Source organism: Butyrivibrio sp. XPD2006 (assembly GCF_000420865.1).
Lineage (GTDB): Bacteria > Bacillota > Clostridia > Lachnospirales > Lachnospiraceae > Butyrivibrio.
In genome coordinates, this window is record NZ_ATVT01000013.1 from 74,494 (window position 1) to 92,051 (window position 17,558).

At 44.2% G+C, this 17,558-nt stretch carries 22 protein-coding genes; all 22 read left to right on the forward strand.

From position 1 onward, the window contains the following. The 22 genes from proC (at position 1) to G590_RS0114115 (ending at position 17,556) form a co-directional block, all read left to right on the forward strand. Entirely contained in the window at positions 1-795 is a 795-nt protein-coding gene (proC, locus tag G590_RS0114010; RefSeq protein WP_022766291.1) for a pyrroline-5-carboxylate reductase, read from the forward strand. Between the two features lie 142 nt (positions 796-937). After that, on the forward strand, positions 938-2,053 hold the full coding sequence (locus G590_RS0114015; protein ID WP_022766292.1) for a cell wall hydrolase: 1,116 nt from the start codon (positions 938-940) through the stop codon (positions 2,051-2,053). 133 nt (positions 2,054-2,186) lie between these two features. Then, the gene (argF, locus tag G590_RS0114020; protein WP_022766293.1) at positions 2,187-3,176 is read left to right on the forward strand and encodes an ornithine carbamoyltransferase; all 990 of its coding nucleotides are present in this window, start codon (positions 2,187-2,189) and stop codon (positions 3,174-3,176) included. After that, positions 3,176-4,051 carry a biotin--[acetyl-CoA-carboxylase] ligase gene (locus tag G590_RS19680; protein ID WP_022766294.1) on the forward strand — a complete coding sequence of 292 codons (876 nt, stop codon included), beginning with the start codon at positions 3,176-3,178 and terminating at the stop codon, positions 4,049-4,051. The genes argF and G590_RS19680 overlap by 1 nt, the downstream gene beginning before the upstream one ends. A gap of 16 nt (positions 4,052-4,067) precedes the next feature. After that, positions 4,068-4,883: a type III pantothenate kinase gene (locus G590_RS0114030; RefSeq protein WP_022766295.1), complete on the forward strand. Its 816-nt coding sequence runs from the start codon at positions 4,068-4,070 to the stop codon at positions 4,881-4,883. Between the two features lie 11 nt (positions 4,884-4,894). Further along, positions 4,895-5,365, forward strand: a complete 471-nt coding sequence (locus G590_RS0114035; RefSeq protein WP_022766296.1) for a DUF6145 family protein — start codon at positions 4,895-4,897, stop codon at positions 5,363-5,365. A 13-nt stretch (positions 5,366-5,378) separates the two neighbouring features. Then, the gene (gene dusB, locus G590_RS0114040) at positions 5,379-6,371 is read left to right on the forward strand and encodes a tRNA dihydrouridine synthase DusB (RefSeq protein WP_022766297.1); all 993 of its coding nucleotides are present in this window, start codon (positions 5,379-5,381) and stop codon (positions 6,369-6,371) included. A gap of 88 nt (positions 6,372-6,459) precedes the next feature. Next, positions 6,460-6,945, forward strand: coding sequence for a transcription elongation factor GreA (greA, locus tag G590_RS0114045; protein WP_022766298.1), 486 nt, complete (start codon positions 6,460-6,462; stop codon positions 6,943-6,945). 87 nt (positions 6,946-7,032) lie between these two features. Next, the gene (lysS, locus tag G590_RS0114050; RefSeq protein ID WP_022766299.1) at positions 7,033-8,601 is read left to right on the forward strand and encodes a lysine--tRNA ligase; all 1,569 of its coding nucleotides are present in this window, start codon (positions 7,033-7,035) and stop codon (positions 8,599-8,601) included. 255 nt (positions 8,602-8,856) lie between these two features. Next, positions 8,857-9,222: a DUF6462 family protein gene (locus tag G590_RS19685; RefSeq protein WP_022766300.1), complete on the forward strand. Its 366-nt coding sequence runs from the start codon at positions 8,857-8,859 to the stop codon at positions 9,220-9,222. A gap of 2 nt (positions 9,223-9,224) precedes the next feature. Further along, the gene (locus G590_RS0114060; protein WP_022762244.1) at positions 9,225-9,476 is read left to right on the forward strand and encodes a DUF6462 family protein; all 252 of its coding nucleotides are present in this window, start codon (positions 9,225-9,227) and stop codon (positions 9,474-9,476) included. Further along, a complete protein-coding gene (locus tag G590_RS0114065; RefSeq protein ID WP_022766301.1) occupies positions 9,464-10,246 on the forward strand; it encodes a ParA family protein in 783 nt (260 codons plus the stop codon). The genes G590_RS0114060 and G590_RS0114065 overlap by 13 nt, the downstream gene beginning before the upstream one ends. A 15-nt stretch (positions 10,247-10,261) precedes the next feature. Beyond that, on the forward strand, positions 10,262-11,182 hold the full coding sequence (locus G590_RS0114070) for a ParB/RepB/Spo0J family partition protein (protein WP_022766302.1): 921 nt from the start codon (positions 10,262-10,264) through the stop codon (positions 11,180-11,182). Further along, positions 11,172-11,567: a replication initiator protein A gene (locus tag G590_RS19690; RefSeq protein WP_022766303.1), complete on the forward strand. Its 396-nt coding sequence runs from the start codon at positions 11,172-11,174 to the stop codon at positions 11,565-11,567. Before G590_RS0114070 ends, G590_RS19690 begins: the two co-directional genes overlap by 11 nt. Positions 11,568-11,588: 21 nt before the next feature. Further along, the gene (locus G590_RS0114080) at positions 11,589-12,638 is read left to right on the forward strand and encodes a replication initiator protein A (protein WP_022766304.1); all 1,050 of its coding nucleotides are present in this window, start codon (positions 11,589-11,591) and stop codon (positions 12,636-12,638) included. A 2-nt stretch (positions 12,639-12,640) separates the two neighbouring features. Then, positions 12,641-12,934, forward strand: coding sequence for a hypothetical protein (locus G590_RS0114085; RefSeq protein ID WP_022766305.1), 294 nt, complete (start codon positions 12,641-12,643; stop codon positions 12,932-12,934). Between the two features lie 19 nt (positions 12,935-12,953). Next, entirely contained in the window at positions 12,954-13,466 is a 513-nt protein-coding gene (locus G590_RS20835) for a hypothetical protein (RefSeq protein ID WP_022766306.1), read from the forward strand. 176 nt (positions 13,467-13,642) lie between these two features. Then, the gene (locus G590_RS0114095; RefSeq protein ID WP_022766307.1) at positions 13,643-13,780 is read left to right on the forward strand and encodes a helix-turn-helix transcriptional regulator; all 138 of its coding nucleotides are present in this window, start codon (positions 13,643-13,645) and stop codon (positions 13,778-13,780) included. Between the two features lie 433 nt (positions 13,781-14,213). Continuing rightward, the gene (nikB, locus tag G590_RS0114100) at positions 14,214-15,158 is read left to right on the forward strand and encodes a nickel ABC transporter permease (RefSeq protein WP_022766308.1); all 945 of its coding nucleotides are present in this window, start codon (positions 14,214-14,216) and stop codon (positions 15,156-15,158) included. Then, complete coding sequence (gene nikC / locus G590_RS0114105) at positions 15,151-16,005, forward strand: nickel transporter permease (RefSeq protein WP_022766309.1); 855 nt, start codon at positions 15,151-15,153, stop codon at positions 16,003-16,005. The genes nikB and nikC overlap by 8 nt, the downstream gene beginning before the upstream one ends. After that, positions 16,006-16,791, forward strand: a complete 786-nt coding sequence (locus G590_RS0114110; protein WP_022766310.1) for an ABC transporter ATP-binding protein — start codon at positions 16,006-16,008, stop codon at positions 16,789-16,791. Continuing rightward, positions 16,792-17,556 carry an ABC transporter ATP-binding protein gene (locus G590_RS0114115; protein ID WP_022766311.1) on the forward strand — a complete coding sequence of 255 codons (765 nt, stop codon included), beginning with the start codon at positions 16,792-16,794 and terminating at the stop codon, positions 17,554-17,556. Positions 17,557-17,558: the final 2 nt, after the last annotated feature.

Sequence of the window (17,558 nt, forward strand, 5' to 3'; positions counted from 1 at the left end):
ATGACCATAGGATTTATCGGTTTAGGAAACATGGCAAAGGCCATGATCGGCGGTATCCTGCAGAAAGGTCTGATGGGACCGAATGAGATCATAGGCTCAGCCAACACAGAGGAGACCTGCCTTAAGGTTGCCAACAAGTACGGCATTCAGACCAGAAACTCAAACGCAGCTGTTGCCAAGGAGGCAGACATCATAGTTCTGGCGGTTAAGCCTCAGTATCTCAAGGTTGTCATCGCTGACATCATGGACAGCATCGACGAGAACAAGGTAATTGTCAGCATAGCAGCAGGCAAGACCATTGCATGGATAGAGAATGAGTTTGAAAAGCCAACCAAGATCATCAGAGTAATGCCTAACACACCGGCTCTTGTTGGCGAGGGATGTTCAGCAGTATGCAGGAACGATCTTGTGGATGACAACTCATATCACTTTGTAAAAGAGCTTCTGGAGAGCTTTGGTAAGGCATATACAGTACCTGAGTCACTGATGGATGTAGTGGTAGGTGTGAGCGGATCTTCTCCGGCATATGTCTTTTTATTCATCGAAGCGATGGCAGATGCTGCTGTAGCAGGCGGAATGCCGAGAAAGCAGGCCTATGAATTCGCAGCTCAGTCAGTGCTTGGAAGTGCCAAGATGGTTTTGGAGACAGGCAAGCACCCAGGCGAATTAAAAGACATGGTTTGCTCACCTTCAGGAACTACAATTGAGGCAGTAAGAGTCCTTGAGGAAGAGGGTTTTAGGGGAACCGTGATAGATGCTGTAACTGCATGTATCGACAAGAGCAAAAGCCTGTAATTTTCACACTTTTTTGACGAAAATTTAATAGAAATTTGACAAATGGCTGCATCTTTGCTATTATTACCTCCGAATTGTTTAAATCTTAATATGTTGCAACATACTTGTAACAAATTTAAATAAAAAGAGGATAGCAATCTGTATGGATACTACATCAAAGTTATTCTCCGGGGTCGTTAAGACTGTGGCTGCACTTGGCCTGATAGTGGTTTTATCACTTACCCAGAGTTTAACAGTAGAGGCAAGACGCACTTCGAACTATTTAGAACTTGCTACAGGAATTACAAATATCATCAGTCCCATCGCTCCGCTTGGAATTGACAATGACGCACCGGAAGTTAAGGCAGCAGAGAATGCAGAGAAGTCAACATCCGATAGCAGCAGTACAAGTGATTCAGAGAGCGAAACGTCAAATCTCGTGATGGCCAATGTCAGCCGGGTGATGAATGTCAGGGAAGAACCCAACGAAGAAAGCAATAAGGTCGGAGTTCTTTACAAGGACTGCGGCGGTAAGATATTAGACAGACAGGACGGCTGGACCAAGGTACAGTCCGGAGATCTTATCGGCTGGGCCAAGGACGAGTATCTTCTGTTTGATGAGGATGCTGAGGCACTTGCTCAGGACGTTGGTAAGCAGATAGTTACCAGCAACGGTACAGCTCTTAATATCAGAGCTGAAGCTTCTTCTGATGCCGAGGTTGTCGGAGTTCTGGCAGAGAACACCTTCGTTGATCTTATTGAGGACACAGGCGACGGATGGATCGCTGTTGATTATAATGATGAAACCGGATATGTACAGGCTGATTATGTTACATCAACCTTCAAGATCGACTCCGGCGAGACCATAGCAGCCATCAAGCTTCGTGAGGAAGCTGAGAAGAAGGCAGCACTTACCAAGAACCGCGGAGCAGTCAGCGCAGATGCTGATGAGGTCAAGCTCCTTGCAGCACTTATCCAGTGTGAGGCAGGCAACCAGCCATATGAAGGTAAGGTTGCAGTCGGTGCGGTAGTTATGAACCGTGTTAAGTCAGGTGGTTACCCGAGCAGTATCTACGGTGTAATCTACGCATCAGGTCAGTTCACACCAGCTCTTAACGGAACCGTTGCAAGAGTATACAACTCAGGCAAGATCAGCGATTCCAATTATCAGGCAGCTCAGGCAGCCATCAACGGAGAGACAACCGTTGGATCAGCCCTTCACTTCAGACGTGTAAACGGAAGAGAGGGAATCGTCATCGGAGCTCATGTATTCTGGTAATTTGGGGTGCACGAAATAAAGCATATATGATAGAATGTAGGGGATTGCTAGTTTGGCAGTCCCCTTTTTGACTCCAAAATGGTCCCCAGGGACGGAGTCAAGGGACCATTTTTTAGTTTGGAGGAGGAGCATCATGAATTTATACGGAAGAGATTTTCTGAAACTGCTGGATTTTACCACTGAAGAGATAGAGTACCTCATTGACCTGGCCGCAGAGCTCAAGGACAAGAAGAAAAACGGTATTCTTCATGACGAGCTTAAGGGCAGGAACATAGCTCTTATTTTTGAGAAGACCAGCACTAGAACAAGATGTTCCTTTGAAGTTGCTGCACATGACCTCGGAATGGGTTCAACCTACCTTAATCCTACAGATTCCCAGATCGGCAAGAAGGAGAGCATCGCAGACACAGCGCGTGTTCTTGCCAGCATGTATGACGGAATCGAGTACAGAGGCTTTGAGCAGGAGATAGTTGAGACAATAGCAGAGCACAGCAAGGTGCCGGTATGGAACGGTCTTACCAACGAGTTCCATCCCACACAGATGCTTGCTGATGCCCTTACAATAAAGGAGCACTTTGGCCGCCTTAAAGGTATCCACCTTGTTTACATGGGCGATGCAAGGTACAACACAGGTAACTCCCTGATGGTTCTGTGCGCTAAGCTGGGAATGCACTTTACTGCAGTATCCAACAAGAAGTACTTCCCTTCAGAAGACCTTGTTAAGACTTGTCAGGAAATTGCAGCACAGACAGGTGCAAAGATTGATTTCTCTGAGGATGCCATCGAGGGAACCAAGGGTGCAGACGTAATCTACACCGATATCTGGGTATCCATGGGCGAGCCCGACAGCGTATGGGAGGAGAGGATAAAAGACCTCGAGCCTTACCGCGTAACTATGGACATCATGAAGAACGCAGGAGACGGATGCGTATTCATGCATTGCCTGCCATCCTTCCACGATCTCAATACAGGAATCGGAAAAGACATCAAGAAGAAATATGGTCTTGATGAGATGGAAGTTACAGATGAAGTATTTGAGTCAGAGCGTTCTATTGTATTTGAGGAGGCCGAGAACCGCATGCACACCATCAAGGCAGTAATGTATGCGACGCTCAAGAAATAATGCTTAGTAAAGAACATATAAGTGAGCAGCTGCACACGAAATGGGCAGCTTGCAACATTTGGTATAAAGACGTAACAGGTTCCACCAACGATGACGCAGGGCGCCTCGCAGAAGAAGGAGCACCTCACGGAATGCTGGTGGTGGCAGATAAACAGGAAACGGGGCGCGGTTCAAGAGGAAGGTCATGGGAGACTCCGGCCGGTGCCAATATTGCCATGAGCCTTATTGTGAGGCCTAAGGTCCCCATAGAGAGCATTTCCATGCTCACCCTGGTTATGGGACTGTCGGTTGCAGAAGGCGCTGAACAGGCCATAAATGAGAGCATTTCAGACAGCTCTTTTACCTGCAATATAAAGTGGCCCAATGACGTTATCCTGGCGGACAGGAAGATCTGCGGAATACTGACAGAGCTTCATATGGCCCCGGAAGGCGGTATTTCTGACGTTGTCATCGGAGTCGGAATTAACGTCAATATGGCGCATTTTCCGGAAGAAATTAAGGATGTGGCAGGATCTCTTTTGACAGGATGCGGACACAGAATAGACAGGAGTCTGGTGGTGGCCCGGGTTATGGAGAGGTTTGAGCAGAACTATGAGAAATTTGAAAAGAGCCATGACCTATCGCTGCTTAAGGACCAGTATGAAAAGAGACTGGTTAATAAGGACCAGAGAGTGATGCTTCTTGATACAAAAAAGCCTGCTGAGGTAAGAGGCAGCGAAGACGTGGAAGAGAAGTTTGTTAAGTCCGGAGAGGCTCAGGGAACAGCCCTCGGAATCACCGATAAGGGCGAGCTGATAGTCAGGATGGACGACGGCGAGATAAAAGAAGTAACCTCCGGCGATGTTTCTGTCAGAGGACTTTACGGATACGTATAACAGGGAGGATTAAGAGATGATCTTAGTCGTTGATGTAGGAAATACCAATATTACTTTCGGTGTGTTTGACAAAGAGGAGCTAAAGAGCTCGTTCCGTATGATGAGCAAGATCGATCACACATCCGATGAGTACGGGATTCAACTTCTTGGGATGCTGGGACATAATGGCATAGACAAGGGTGATATCGAAGGCGTTATGATCGCCAGCGTTGTGCCTCAGGTCATGCATGCTCTGGTAAATGCAATAGTAAAATACATCGGCAAGAAGCCATATATCGTAGGCCCCGGCATCAAGACCGGCATCAAGATCGTTACGGATAACCCCAGGGAGATCGGCCCCGACCTTATAGTAGATGCTGTTGCAGCTTTTGAGATCTACGGCGGACCGGTGCTGGTTGTGGACTACGGAACAGCAACCACATATGTTCCTATTAATGAAAAGGGTGAGTTTTTTGCGGGAGTTGTTTCACCGGGCATCAGGATTTCAGCTAAGGCCCTCTGGGAAGGTACAGCCAAGCTTCCTGAGATCGAGATCAAAAAGCCCGATTCGATCCTTGCCAGGGAGACCATCTCCAGTATGCAGGCAGGACTTATCTATGGACAGATCGGCCAGTCCAAGTATATTATCAGTGAGATGAAAAGAGAATCCGGCCTGCCGGACATGAAGGTAGTTGCCACAGGCGGTCTCGGAAGGCTTATTTCTGAGCTCACAGAGGAGATTGATATCTACGATCCCATCCTCACGCTCAGAGGACTTCAGATATTATATGAAAAGAACCGTCGCAACAAGCCACAGAACAAGGATTTTGATGACCAGAATCAGCCTGAATAAGGAGTTATATAATGGGTGCCAAGGAATTTGAAGAAGAGTACAACAAAGAGTTTGAAGAAGACCTTCATATAGATGAGATGCAAAAGACCAATAAGGGTCGTGTGTTTGAGAACGCAGCAGGCGGAAGGATAGTTCTGTGCGGAGCCAATGCTTACGAGCAGAAGTATTACTTTAACCCGCTTTTCAAGCAGATCCCGGACAGCATCAAGAAGGAACTTAATATCATCAGCGTTCTCTTTACCCAGGAGGCAGGCGGTATATTTACCATTGTCTTTGAGGAAGACGGAAGTGTTTCAATTGAGACTAATGCTGATGAAGAGGACATTACCTACGATGAGATCACAGCGGGGCTACTGGTGAGTGAAGTTCGCAGAAAGAGACAGGACCTGTTTGAGGCTCTGGGAATTTACTATAAGATTTACGTGCTGGGTGAGAAGGCTGCAGATGCATTGGATGAGGAAGAAGAAAACGGCGCGTTTTAATTAGAAAGACTTTATGGCAGGATACGGTAAGCTTCAAATAGGAAGCGTAACACTTGATAACAACATAATCTTAGGACCGATGGCAGGTGTTTCAGACCTGCCTTTTCGTGTGCTCTGCAGCGAGATGGGAGCCGGCCTTGTGTGTATGGAGATGGTCAGCGCCAAGGCTATTATTTATAAGAACAGAAACACAAATATGCTGCTTGAGATCCATCCTGATGAGCATCCGGTATCGCTCCAGCTCTTTGGCTCTGAGCCTGAGATAATGCAGCAGGCAGTAGAGATGATAAAAGACAGGCCCTACGACATTCTGGATGTAAACATGGGATGCCCCGTGCCAAAGGTTGTGAGTAACGGAGAGGGTTCTGCCCTAATGAAGGATCCGGCTCTTATTGAAAGAATAGTTTCGGCGTTGGTTCAGGTTTCAGACAGGCCTGTAACGGTTAAGATTCGAAAGGGTTTTACCGATAACAGTATTAACGCTGTGGAATGTGCTCTGGCGGCTGAGGCCGGAGGGGCAGCAGCTGTGGCGGTTCACGGAAGGACAAGAGAGCAGTTCTATTCGGGCAAAGCTGACTGGGAGATCATCAGGCAGGTAAAAGAGGCTGTGAAGATCCCTGTGATAGGTAACGGCGACGTGGTTGACGGTCCAAGTGCCAAGGCTATGTTTGAGCAGACAGGGTGCGACGGAGTAATGGTGGCAAGGGCTGCCCAGGGTAATCCGTTCATCTTCAGGGAGATAAAGAGCTTTTTTGAAGAAGGCAAGACCTGCGAAAGGCCAAGCCGCAAGGAAGTTTACGACACAGTCATCAGACATGCCGATATGCAGCTGAAATACAAGGGTGAATACATCGGAATCCGCGAGATGAGAAAGCATGTGTCATGGTACACCTTCGGAATGCCCGGCAGTGCTAAGTTCAGGAACGAGATAAATCAGATGACCGACATGGATACACTCAAAGAAGCATGCGGCAAAATAATGCTTCCGCCCACAGTTGACACATAAATTTATTCACAGTATAATAGCAAAGTTAAAAAAATGAAATTAACTGAATTTCAGATATATATTATTATGAAGGGTAGGGCAGATTGTTATGGAAGCTAAGAAGAACATTTTAACAAAAGAAGGACTTGCCAAGTACGAGGAAGAGCTCCACGAGCTCAAGACAGTCAAGCTCAAAGAGGTTGCTGAGAAACTTAAGGAAGCAAGAGAGCAGGGCGACCTTTCTGAGAATGCCGAGTACGACGCAGCTAAAGACGAGCAGCGTGATATCGCAGCAAGAATTGAAGTTATCGAGAAGATCCTCAAGAACGCAGAGGTTATAGATGATTCAGATGTTGACATTAACAAGATCAGCATCGGATGCACAGTTAAGCTTAAAGATCTTGAGTTCGACGAGGAGATTGAATACAAGATCGTAGGTTCATCAGAGGCAAACAGCCTTAAGGGCAAGATCTCAAACGAGTCACCTGTTGGTAAGGCACTCATCGGTGCTAAGAAGGGACAGACAGTTTCTGTAGAGACACAGGCTGGTGTCTTCAAGTATAAGGTACTTGGCATTCAGAGATCAGAGGTCTGATAAGAGACTTTAGATAACACGAGCCGGCGATAGCAATTCGTCGGCTCTTTGTACAATATGAAAGACATATATTACGGAGGAAAAAAGGTGGCAGAGAATAATCAGCAGAACAATCAGCAGAATGCACCTGCAGAGGACGTTGGACGTCTTCGCCAGGTAAGAAGAGATAAGCTCTCCGAGCTTCAGGCTCAGGGAAGAGATCCTTTCCAGATCGTAAAATACGACCAGACACATCACACACAGCAGGTAAGAGATAACTTCGAGGCTCTCGAGTTTGTAGCTCCTGTAGACGAAGAGGGTAAGGCAGTAGTAGTTCCTATGTCAGATATCCCTGCAGACAAGCTTGTATCCCTTGCAGGTCGTATGATGAGCAAGCGTGTAATGGGTAAGGCATCTTTTGCTAACCTTCAGGACAGAGACGGACGCATGCAGCTCTACGTTTCAAGAAACGATCTTGGAGACGAGGCTTATGCTGATTTCAAGAAGATGGATATCGGTGACATCATCGGTGTTAAGGGCTTTGCTTTCAGAACCAAGACCGGTGAGATTTCAGTTCATGTAAAAGAGCTGACTCTTTTATCCAAGTCTCTTATGCCACTTCCTGAGAAGTTCCACGGACTTACAGATACAGAGATCAGATACAGACAGCGTTACGTTGACCTTATCATGAATGAAGAGGTTAAGGAGACTTTCAAGAAGAGAAGTGCTATCCTTCGCGAGATCCGTAACTTCCTTGCAGAGCGTGACTTCCTTGAAGTTGAGACTCCTATGCTTGTTGAGAACGCAGGCGGAGCAGCTGCAAGACCATTCATCACACACTACAATGCCCTGGATGAGGAGCGTAAGCTTCGTATCTCTCTTGAGCTTTACCTTAAGAGACTTATCGTCGGCGGTCTCGAGAGAGTATACGAGATCGGACGTGTATTCAGAAATGAGGGTGTAGATACAAGACACAACCCAGAGTTCACACTTATGGAGCTCTACCAGGCATATACAGATTATGAGGGAATGATGGAACTCACAGAGTCCATGTTCCGTTACCTGGCTGAGAAGGTTTGCGGTACAACACTTATCAAGTACGGCGACAACGAGATCGACCTCGGCAAGCCTTTCGAGCGTCTTACAATGAATGATGCCATCAAGAAGTACGCAGGCATCGATTTCGATGCAGTTAAGACCGATGAGGAAGCTAAGGCTCTTGCCAAGGAGCACCACATCGAATTTGAAGATCGTCACACCAAGGGCGACATCATCAACCTCTTCTTCGAGGAGTTCTGCGAGAAGAACCTGATCCAGCCTACATTCATCATGGATCACCCTCTTGCAATTTCACCTCTTACCAAGAAGAAGCCTACAGATCCTGAGAAGGTTGAGCGTTTCGAGCTCTTCATCAACACATGGGAGATGTGCAACGCATACTCAGAGCTCAACGATCCTATCGATCAGCGTGAGCGTTTCGCAGCTCAGGATGCCAACGCAGCAGCCGGCGACGAAGAGGCTGAGCACACAGACGAGGACTTCCTCAACGCCCTCGAAGTTGGTATGGCTCCTACAGGTGGTATCGGATACGGTATCGACAGACTCTGCATGCTGTTAACTGACAGTGCAACCATAAGAGATGTTTTGCTCTTCCCGACACTTAAGTCCATGAAGTGATAAGCCCAGTATTCATGAGGGTTTTTGAGATAAGGAATGGCATTTTGACAAACTCCTGACAAACGGGAGATGAATTTAGAGGTTTGTAGATGCGCTCAGAGGCGCACCGTTAAAAACAGAAAACTTTTTTTCGATAACTTTACAAAAGGTTATAAGAGCTACTTTTTAGAAAACAAAATTCTAAGAAGTAGCTCTTTTTGTTGGCTGATTCATGGATGGTTCTTCAGCACATAAAAAATAAGGAGGACATCATACATGAAAAGAAAAAAAGAAGACAGACCGTATTTTGATGATAACCGTGATTACGTTGGCGAACTTGAAAATGAGAATGAGAAAAACAGTCCATTTAACCGGGAAGTTATAGTCCAGGAAAAAGTAGTGATGCGTACCTTGAGGAAAAAGTGGCTCAGATATAGGGATGCAGAAATTGTTTACAGCCTTGAGCATAAGAAAATTCTTGAGATGGCAGACCAGGCAGGAGCGATTTACAGAAGAGAAGGAACCGTTCTGATCAACAGAGACATCTTTGATGAGTATCTTGAGAGATTCCACCAGCCTGCGGGAATGTATCAAACAAATGGTAATCGGGAGAAAAAAGTTTTGGAAGAGAGGGAGGGCTGAATATGTTCGGAACAATATGGATGTTCTCGGATCAGATTGATGATGAAGATATTCTGTTTGCCCAGAGAAGTTTTATCACCTACAACATGGCCATTGATTACTACAAGATGAGCTACAGGGCAGTTACTCGTGTGGCAGACAGGTCCGGTGCCTTTTACAAACTTCATAAAAAGGTTCTCATAAACAGGGCAATCTTTGAGGACTACTTAAGAAAAAATGGAAAAGATGGGAGGAAAAAAGTATGTGCAAAGTAATCGCAATCGCAAATCAGAAAGGTGGCGTAGCTAAAACCACAACTGCTATGAATCTTGGAATAGGACTTGCAAACAAGGGGCATAAGGTACTTTTAATTGATAACGATCCACAAGGGAGCCTTTCTATCTGCATGGGATATAAGGATCCGGACAGCCTTGAACTCACTATCGTTGATGTTATCGAGAAGATTGTTAATGAGGAAGATATTCCGGAAGGTTTCGCTATCATGCACCACAGTGAGAACGTAGATCTTCTTCCTTCAAATATCGGATTATCCGCTGCAGAGGTATCACTTGTAAACGTAATGAGCAGAGAGCTGGTACTTAGGGATTATGTGGAACAGATAAAGGACCAGTATTCATACATCATCATTGATTGCATGCCATCTCTGGGTGTTATGACCGTAAATGCTCTTGCTTGCGCTGACACTTGCCTCATACCCTGTGCCGCAGCGTTTCTTCCTGTAAAGGGTCTTCAGGCACTGCTTAAGACCATCTATACAGTAAAGCGCAGACTTAATTCAAAGCTTGAGATTGAAGGAATTCTATTAACTATGGTTGATAAGAGAACCAACTATGCTAAGGAAATTATTGCAGAGGTTAATGAAGTATATGGAAAAAGCCTCCGAGTCCTTCCTACGGAGATTCCGCTATCAATCAGAGCAAGTGAAACATCTGCTATGAGTAAAAGCATATATGAATATGATCCAAAAGGCAAGGTGGCAAGTGCCTATAGTGAACTTACAGAGTTTGTCGCAGATAATTCATGAAGGGGGTAATCAGATATGGCTGCTAAAAGAGAAAAGATACATTTTGAATCAGTAGATGAGCTTCTTGGAGCTCCTTCAATTAAAGATGGTACAGAAGAAATAAGGATTGAAAAGATACATCCATTTAAAGATCACCCTTTTAAGGTGGTTGATGATGATAAGATGGCGGAACTTGTAGAGAGTATCAAGGCTAATGGTATTTTGTCTCCGGTTCTTGTAAGACCGGACAACCAGGGCGGTTATGAAATGGTTTCAGGTCACAGAAGGATGCATGCTGCTAAATTAGTGGGGCTTGAGGTTGTGCCGGCAATTGTAAAGGAAATGACAGATGATGAATCGGTAATAGTTATGGTTGATTCCAATGTACAAAGAGAAGAGATTTTGCCTAGTGAGAGAGCATACTCACTGAAAATGAAGATGGATGTTGTTAAGCGACAGGGAAGAAGAACTGACCTCGAAGATACTTCTGGTACTGAGTGCCGAAAGTTGACTGGCGATGCCGTCGGTGAAGAATTTGGTCTTAGAGATAGGCAGGTCAGAAAATATGTAAAGCTCACAGATCTGATTCCTGAACTGATGCAGATGGTTGATGAAAAAGTAATTTCAATAGGAATGGGATATGATATTTCTTTCTTTGATAAGGAAGTCCAGAAGTGGATCTATGAATACCGAAAAGAAAATGGCATTCTCAGACCAGAACAGATAGAAGCGCTTAAGGCGCAGAAGAATCTTGAAAATATGCAACAGTACCCAGTTATACAGGTTTTGAACAGTGCGTTGCCTGAGCCTAAAACAAACGGAAAGGTCTCATTGTCAGAAAGAAAATTAAATAAGTATTTCCCTTCCCATATGTCTTCAAGGGAGCGTGAAAAGGTTATCCTTGAGCTTCTTGCAAAATGGAAGGAAGAACAGGAGGAAATGGCAGATGAAACTTGATTATCATTATGGACGACAGGCATTTCAGTATGCCATGGTAGAAATTCCACTGCTTATGTTTATTGACGATGCGTTTGAACCACTGTCTATAGAAGCAAAGGTTGTATATGGAATCCTACTACAAAGGATAAGGCTGGCAAATAGAAACGGCTGGCGGGATGAAGAAGGTAGGCTTTACGTGGTATATCCACTTGAACAGATGCATAAAGATATTGGACTTTCAACAAGAACAATCAGCACAGCACTGAAGCAATTGGAAGATATCGGAATTATTGATATCTGTATAAGAGGTCAGGGAAAACCTAATCTGTACTACGTGAAGAACTTTATTTACAAGGATGATGAAAGCTGTTCCAGAGGTGCAAAAATTGCATCTCTGGAATAGGGAAGGGGGAGAATAAATAAAATGAAATTTGAGTATTTTAATGGGAGGGAACCGATATCAAACAGCTATATGGCAATTCCCAAATGTTTTCACAGTGATCCTGTGCTGAACAAGGTATCGGTCAATGCAAGATATCTGTATGCGTTACTATTGGACAGAATGAAGCTTTCTGCAATCAATAACATGGTGGATAAGGAAGGAAAAACCTATGTTTTCTACGATTGGGAAGATGTTCATGAGGCAACGGGATTAAGTAAGAATACAGTATATAAGCTTTTTGACGAACTGGATTCTGAAAAAGGGATTGGTTTGATAGAGCGTGTGAAGATGGGACAGGGAAAGCCATCACGTATTTATGTCATGAGAATAGTTGAAGCAGAACATAACGTGGATGCAAATGAGTCTGAAAACCAAAAATTGGAAAAAGCCCATAAGTTCACAATTTGTGATTCAAGCCAAAAAGAGGATGTTTCTGAATACCAGGAATTGAACCGCCGAGGTCAGAACCGGGACTTGGAAGTCACTGGTCTTGGTTCTCCAGAGTACCAGGAATTGGGACGTAATAAAAATAATATTAATAAAAATAATATTAATAAAAATAATTATAATAATAATCTTATCCGTATCTATCCCAGTAACAGTATGGCTTCGCAGATGGATGGGATGGAATCAGAGGATGAAGAAAAGGCAACAAGAGCTTATGTCAGAGAGGATATTGGGACTGATGTACTGTGTGAGAGATTCCCTGACGATGAAGGGATAATAAGGGGCATAGAGGACCTTTTGGTTGACGTTCTCACTTCAAACCGCCCAAAGATATGGGTTGGAAGTGAAGAAAGGGAAACCAACTCGGTAAAGGGGAGATTCATGAAGCTTGACAACATGCTCATCGAGGATGTTGTAGCAAGCTGGAAAAACCTTACTGAGGTGCCAAAGAATCCGAGAGCATATTTGCTGACGATGCTGTATAACGTGTCTACAACACACGTTGCACAGATAACTGCTGAAGTCAATCATGGTATGAGATATGGCTTCGGCGTAACTGAAAATCAAGAATTGATGGAGGGTTGATTATGCTTATCTTAAAGCTTTTACTGAAAATTGCATTGTTTCCGGTATTTTTGATCATGTGCTTTATCAAGAGTTGGGTAGGTGTTCTGTCCAAGATCGGCTGTTTGATTCTTGGTCTGTTTTACTTGCTGATGCTGGGAATAATCGTGATGTACATTAGTATGAAAATGTGGGATGCAGTGTTTATGGGAGTTGCATTCTCTTTTGCGGCATTCCTTGTGACTTTTGGCGCGGTTGCAGTGGGTGTTGCGATTGAGGATATTACAGACAAACTCAGCAATATACTAGCGTCTTGAAGAAGAGGGGGAGATAGCGATGAATTTATGGGATGTTAAGGGAGTACCGCACAGTGGCTGGAAGTGTGAAGGAGTAATTGATGTTGGGGATGGAGCTTCGTCCAGCGATGAAATTGATTATGAGCAGTGTGAAATGTGCGGAAATGAGAAAATCCGGTATGTTCACATCATGAGGCATGAAAGTTATTTCAGAGAACTTAGGGTGGGCTGTGTATGTGCGGAGAAGATGTCTGGAGATTATGAGAGCCCAAGGAAAAATGAAAATGCCCTTAAGAACAAGCTTCTTCGCAAGAAGAATTTTCTGAAAAAGCCCTGGAAATATAATCCGGCAAAGGGCACATACAGCAAAAAATACAAGGGGACATACATTACTCTTGTGAGAGGGAGATATGACAGCTGGGGGATATATTGTGACAATTATAGATTATGGCAGGTCAGAGGACAGAAGATAAAGGACTTCAAGGCTGCAGAGGCGCTGGCATTTGAACTGTATGAGCTCGTCCATAAGAGGCAGGTGCCAATGGCAGCATAAAATTTACAGGATATTTATAAAATTTGCACCAAACGCAAATCGAAAATGATAGCATATATTTAATGAATTGTTGAGTTAAATCTAACACACCAATCATGCTTAAAATGTGGATTCTCGCTACAATAGATTGCGCTTTTAAGAGAAATATAGCATCTTTGTTATAGGAGGGCTAATCTGTGGACAAAGAGAAAACTGGAAAGCTCATTAAAGAGGCTCGGATCCGAAAGGGTTATACACAAACTGAATTAGGAGATTTGCTGGGAGTAACTAACAAGGCTGTGTCCCGGTGGGAGAAGGGAGTTTCACATAGTTAAAGATGCAGACTACAGCCCACACTTACAGCAATATGCTTGGGTATTCTCTTAATGGTGACAATCAACGTGATTTTTCAGCTGGCATTCTGAAAAATCTGTATCCTTACTAGAGGATGAAATGAATAATATGTTAAGGGGTATTAAGCTGGCACTAATCTGGTCATGGCGGATTATGAATGATTCTTATCCGAAAAGATACCGATGATGGTAATGGACAAGCTTTATGCTAATTGAACATTTAAACCGCTGACTGAGAGTGAGAAGATTACAGCAAACTTAATTTGTTCTGCGATGTGTTAAGGAATAATATATCGTTTATGTTAAGTTAATATTTTGTTAATACAATAAAACCCCCCTACGGGGTTACAGCTAGTGTTTTGAGATTATATAATCATAATGGGCTGATTATTTATGGTCAGAGGGAGATTATATAGTGAAAAAATACGTGATTCATCGATTGATTCAACTTATACCTGTGTTGTTTGGTATTACTCTGCTTTCCTTCGCTATGATGAGAATTGCAGGAAGCGATGCAATAACTGAATTGTATGGCGATAAAGGCGCGGTTGCGCAGGAGATCATCGATGCAAAGAGGGCTGAACTGGGACTGGACAGGCCCTTTATTGAGCAGTATTTCTCGTGGCTTACCGGAATGCTTAGGGGAGATATGGGTGTCAGTTACGTGTCCGGAAAGAACGTGTTTGACACTTTTGTAGCCAAGCTTCCGGCAACGCTTCTTTTAACGTTACTGTCAATTATTGCTACAATTCTTATTTCCATTCCGCTGGGAGTATTGGCAGCGGTCAATCATGACAGAATAGTTGATTATATTCTCAGATTCTTAAGTTTTATAGGTAATTCACTTCCCAATTTCTTTGTGGCGTTACTGCTTATGCAGCTGCTTTCGATTAAACTGGGATGGCTTCCTGTTATATCCAACGGCACTACCTTAAGAAGCGCCATCATGCCGACGCTGACACTGGCCATAGCTATGTCCGCCAAGTATATGAGGCAGGTAAGGGCAACGGTTCTTGAGGAACTGAACAAAGACTACGTTACGGGAGCCAAAGCCCGTGGTGTAAGAAATCATGTAATCCTTTGGAAGAGCGTCATTAAATCATCGATGCTTACAATCATTACGCTTCTGGCACTTTCTATAGGCAGTCTTCTTGGAGGTACTGCAATAATAGAGAGCATTTTCATGTGGGACGGAGTTGGAAAGCTGGCAGTTGACTCCATTACAATGCGTGATTACCCGCTGATTCAGGCTTATGTTGTCTGGATGGCAATTATTTATGTTTGCGTAAACCTTATTACGGATCTTCTCTATCATGCCCTTGATCCACGTATAAGACTGGGGGTGAGTGAAGATGCCTGAAGTAACAGTAAGAAAACAGAAAATCAGAAAAAACTCAGTGCGAACCCGCCTGATCATATTTGGCGTGCTGGCATTACTTCTATTGCTTGCTTCCATTTTCGCAGAGTATCTGACTCCTTATGATCCATACATTCAGGATCTTAACAATGCCAAGGCAGCACCCACTCCTGCGCATTTATTTGGAACTGACCGTTATGGAAGAGATATGCTTTCAAGAGTTATCGTCGGGAGCAGAGCCAGCATTTATTCAACACTTCTTTTGGTTGCCATCATAACAGCCATTGGAACCTGCGTTGGAGTTTTCTGTGGTTGGCATGGCAAATTTATTGATGTTGTGCTCATGCGTATTTCTGATATGTTCCTGGCATTTCCGGGACTGGTTTTTGCACTTGCTGTTGCAGGTGTACTTGGCGGTGGTCTGCAAAATGCCATTATTGCCCTTGCTGCGATATCGTGGCCTAAGTATGCCAGAATAGCCAGGAGCCAGACGCTGGCGCAAAAAGAAACGCCATACCTTAAGGCGGCCAAGCTGTCAGGAAGCAGTACCGTAAAGATAATCTTTAAACATATTTTGCCCAATATTATCGGTCCCATACTTGTAACCTCCATGCTTGATATAGGAACAATGATGATGGAGCTTGCAGGACTAAGCTTTTTGGGACTTGGAGCGAAGCCTCCTACAGCTGAATGGGGTAGTATGATGAGCGATACCAGAAGCCTTCTGACAACAGCCCCATGGGTTACTCTATCACCCGGATTTGCTATTTTTATCTCCGTTATGGTCTTCAATCTTCTTGGTGATACCATCAGAGATTATGCAGACCCCAGAAGCAGGGGAGGTAGATAAATGAGTGATCCGATCTTAAGATACGAACATGTGGATATTTCTTATAACGGCATGCAGGCTGTAAGTGATATCAGCTTTTCTGTGAATCAGGGAGAGATTCTTGGTATTGTAGGAGAAAGCGGCTCAGGCAAGTCTACACTGATCAAAGCGGCTATGGGACTATTGGGAGATGCAGGCCTTGTTACCCGTGGAGATATCTATTATAAGGATATAAATCTGGCAGATCTTTCTCAGGCTGAAATACGCAAGCTAAATGGTCAGGAACTGGGGATGATATTCCAAAACTCAGGAAGTGCTTTTTGCCCAATCAGAACAGTAGGAGCTCAGTTGTATGAGAGTATGACTGAACACAAGAGCATAACTAAGGAAGAATTCAGGAAAAGAGCTATCAATGTATTCAGCAAGATAGGATTTGAGGATGGAGACAGGATACTGGAAAGTTATCCTTTTGAATTGTCGGGTGGTATGCAGCAGCGTGTCGGGATCGCAGTTGCCCTGCTTTCAAATCCCGGTATTATTTTTGCTGACGAGCCAACCTCTGCTCTTGACGTGTCTGTTCAGAAGCAGGTTGTTGACGAAATGCTTATGGCTCGGAATAACTTTGGAACAACGATTGTGCTGGTGACACATAATATCGGTGTTATAGGAGCTATGGCCGACAAGGTTCTTGTTATGAAGGATGGAAAAATGGTGGAATACGGAGATACCTCACAGGTCATCACAGATCCAAAGGAAGAATATACAAGAAAATTGATGGATGCAGTACCCAGGTTGAGGAGAGCATAGATGGATCCTATTCTAAAGGTTGATAATCTCACCAAAGTTTTTTCCGGCAATGGGAAAGACGATTTTGTGGCAGTTGATCATGCCAGCTTTGAGCTCATGAGAGGCGAGTGCCTTGGAATAATCGGTGAGAGTGGTAGCGGAAAGACAACTATCGTAAATATGATATCAAGACTTCTCGATCCGACGGAGGGCACCATTATTCTTGATAACGAGGATATTACAAAGGCGTCAGGAAGAGAGCTGCGGAAGGTTTATAAAAAGATGCAGATGGTTTTTCAGACCCCGCAAGAGTCCTTCGACCCAAGATGCAGACTTGGTGATGGCATAGGTGAGAGCCTCAGAAATAACGACTTTTCCAAAAGGGATGCCAGAAAAAGAGTTATTGAACTACTTTCTGAGTGTGGCCTGTCCGAGGAGTTTGCGGACCGTTATCCACATCAGGTCAGCGGTGGACAGTGTCAGAGGGCTGCAATAGCAAGAGCTCTTGCAATAAAGCCGAGTCTGCTTATATGCGATGAAGCTACATCAGCTCTTGATGTAACTATACAAAAAGAAATACTTGAGCTTTTGAATAAGCTCAGAATGGAGCACGGGGAGGAGCTTTCTATTTTATTTATCTGTCATGATATTGCGCTGGTTCAGCAATTCTGCGACAGGGTACTTGTTTTTTACAAGGGAAGGTTAGTAGAGCAGGGAACGCCGGATGAGATAATCCGGAACCCGAAGGATGCGTATACAAGACGACTTATTGATAGCGTTTTGTAAAT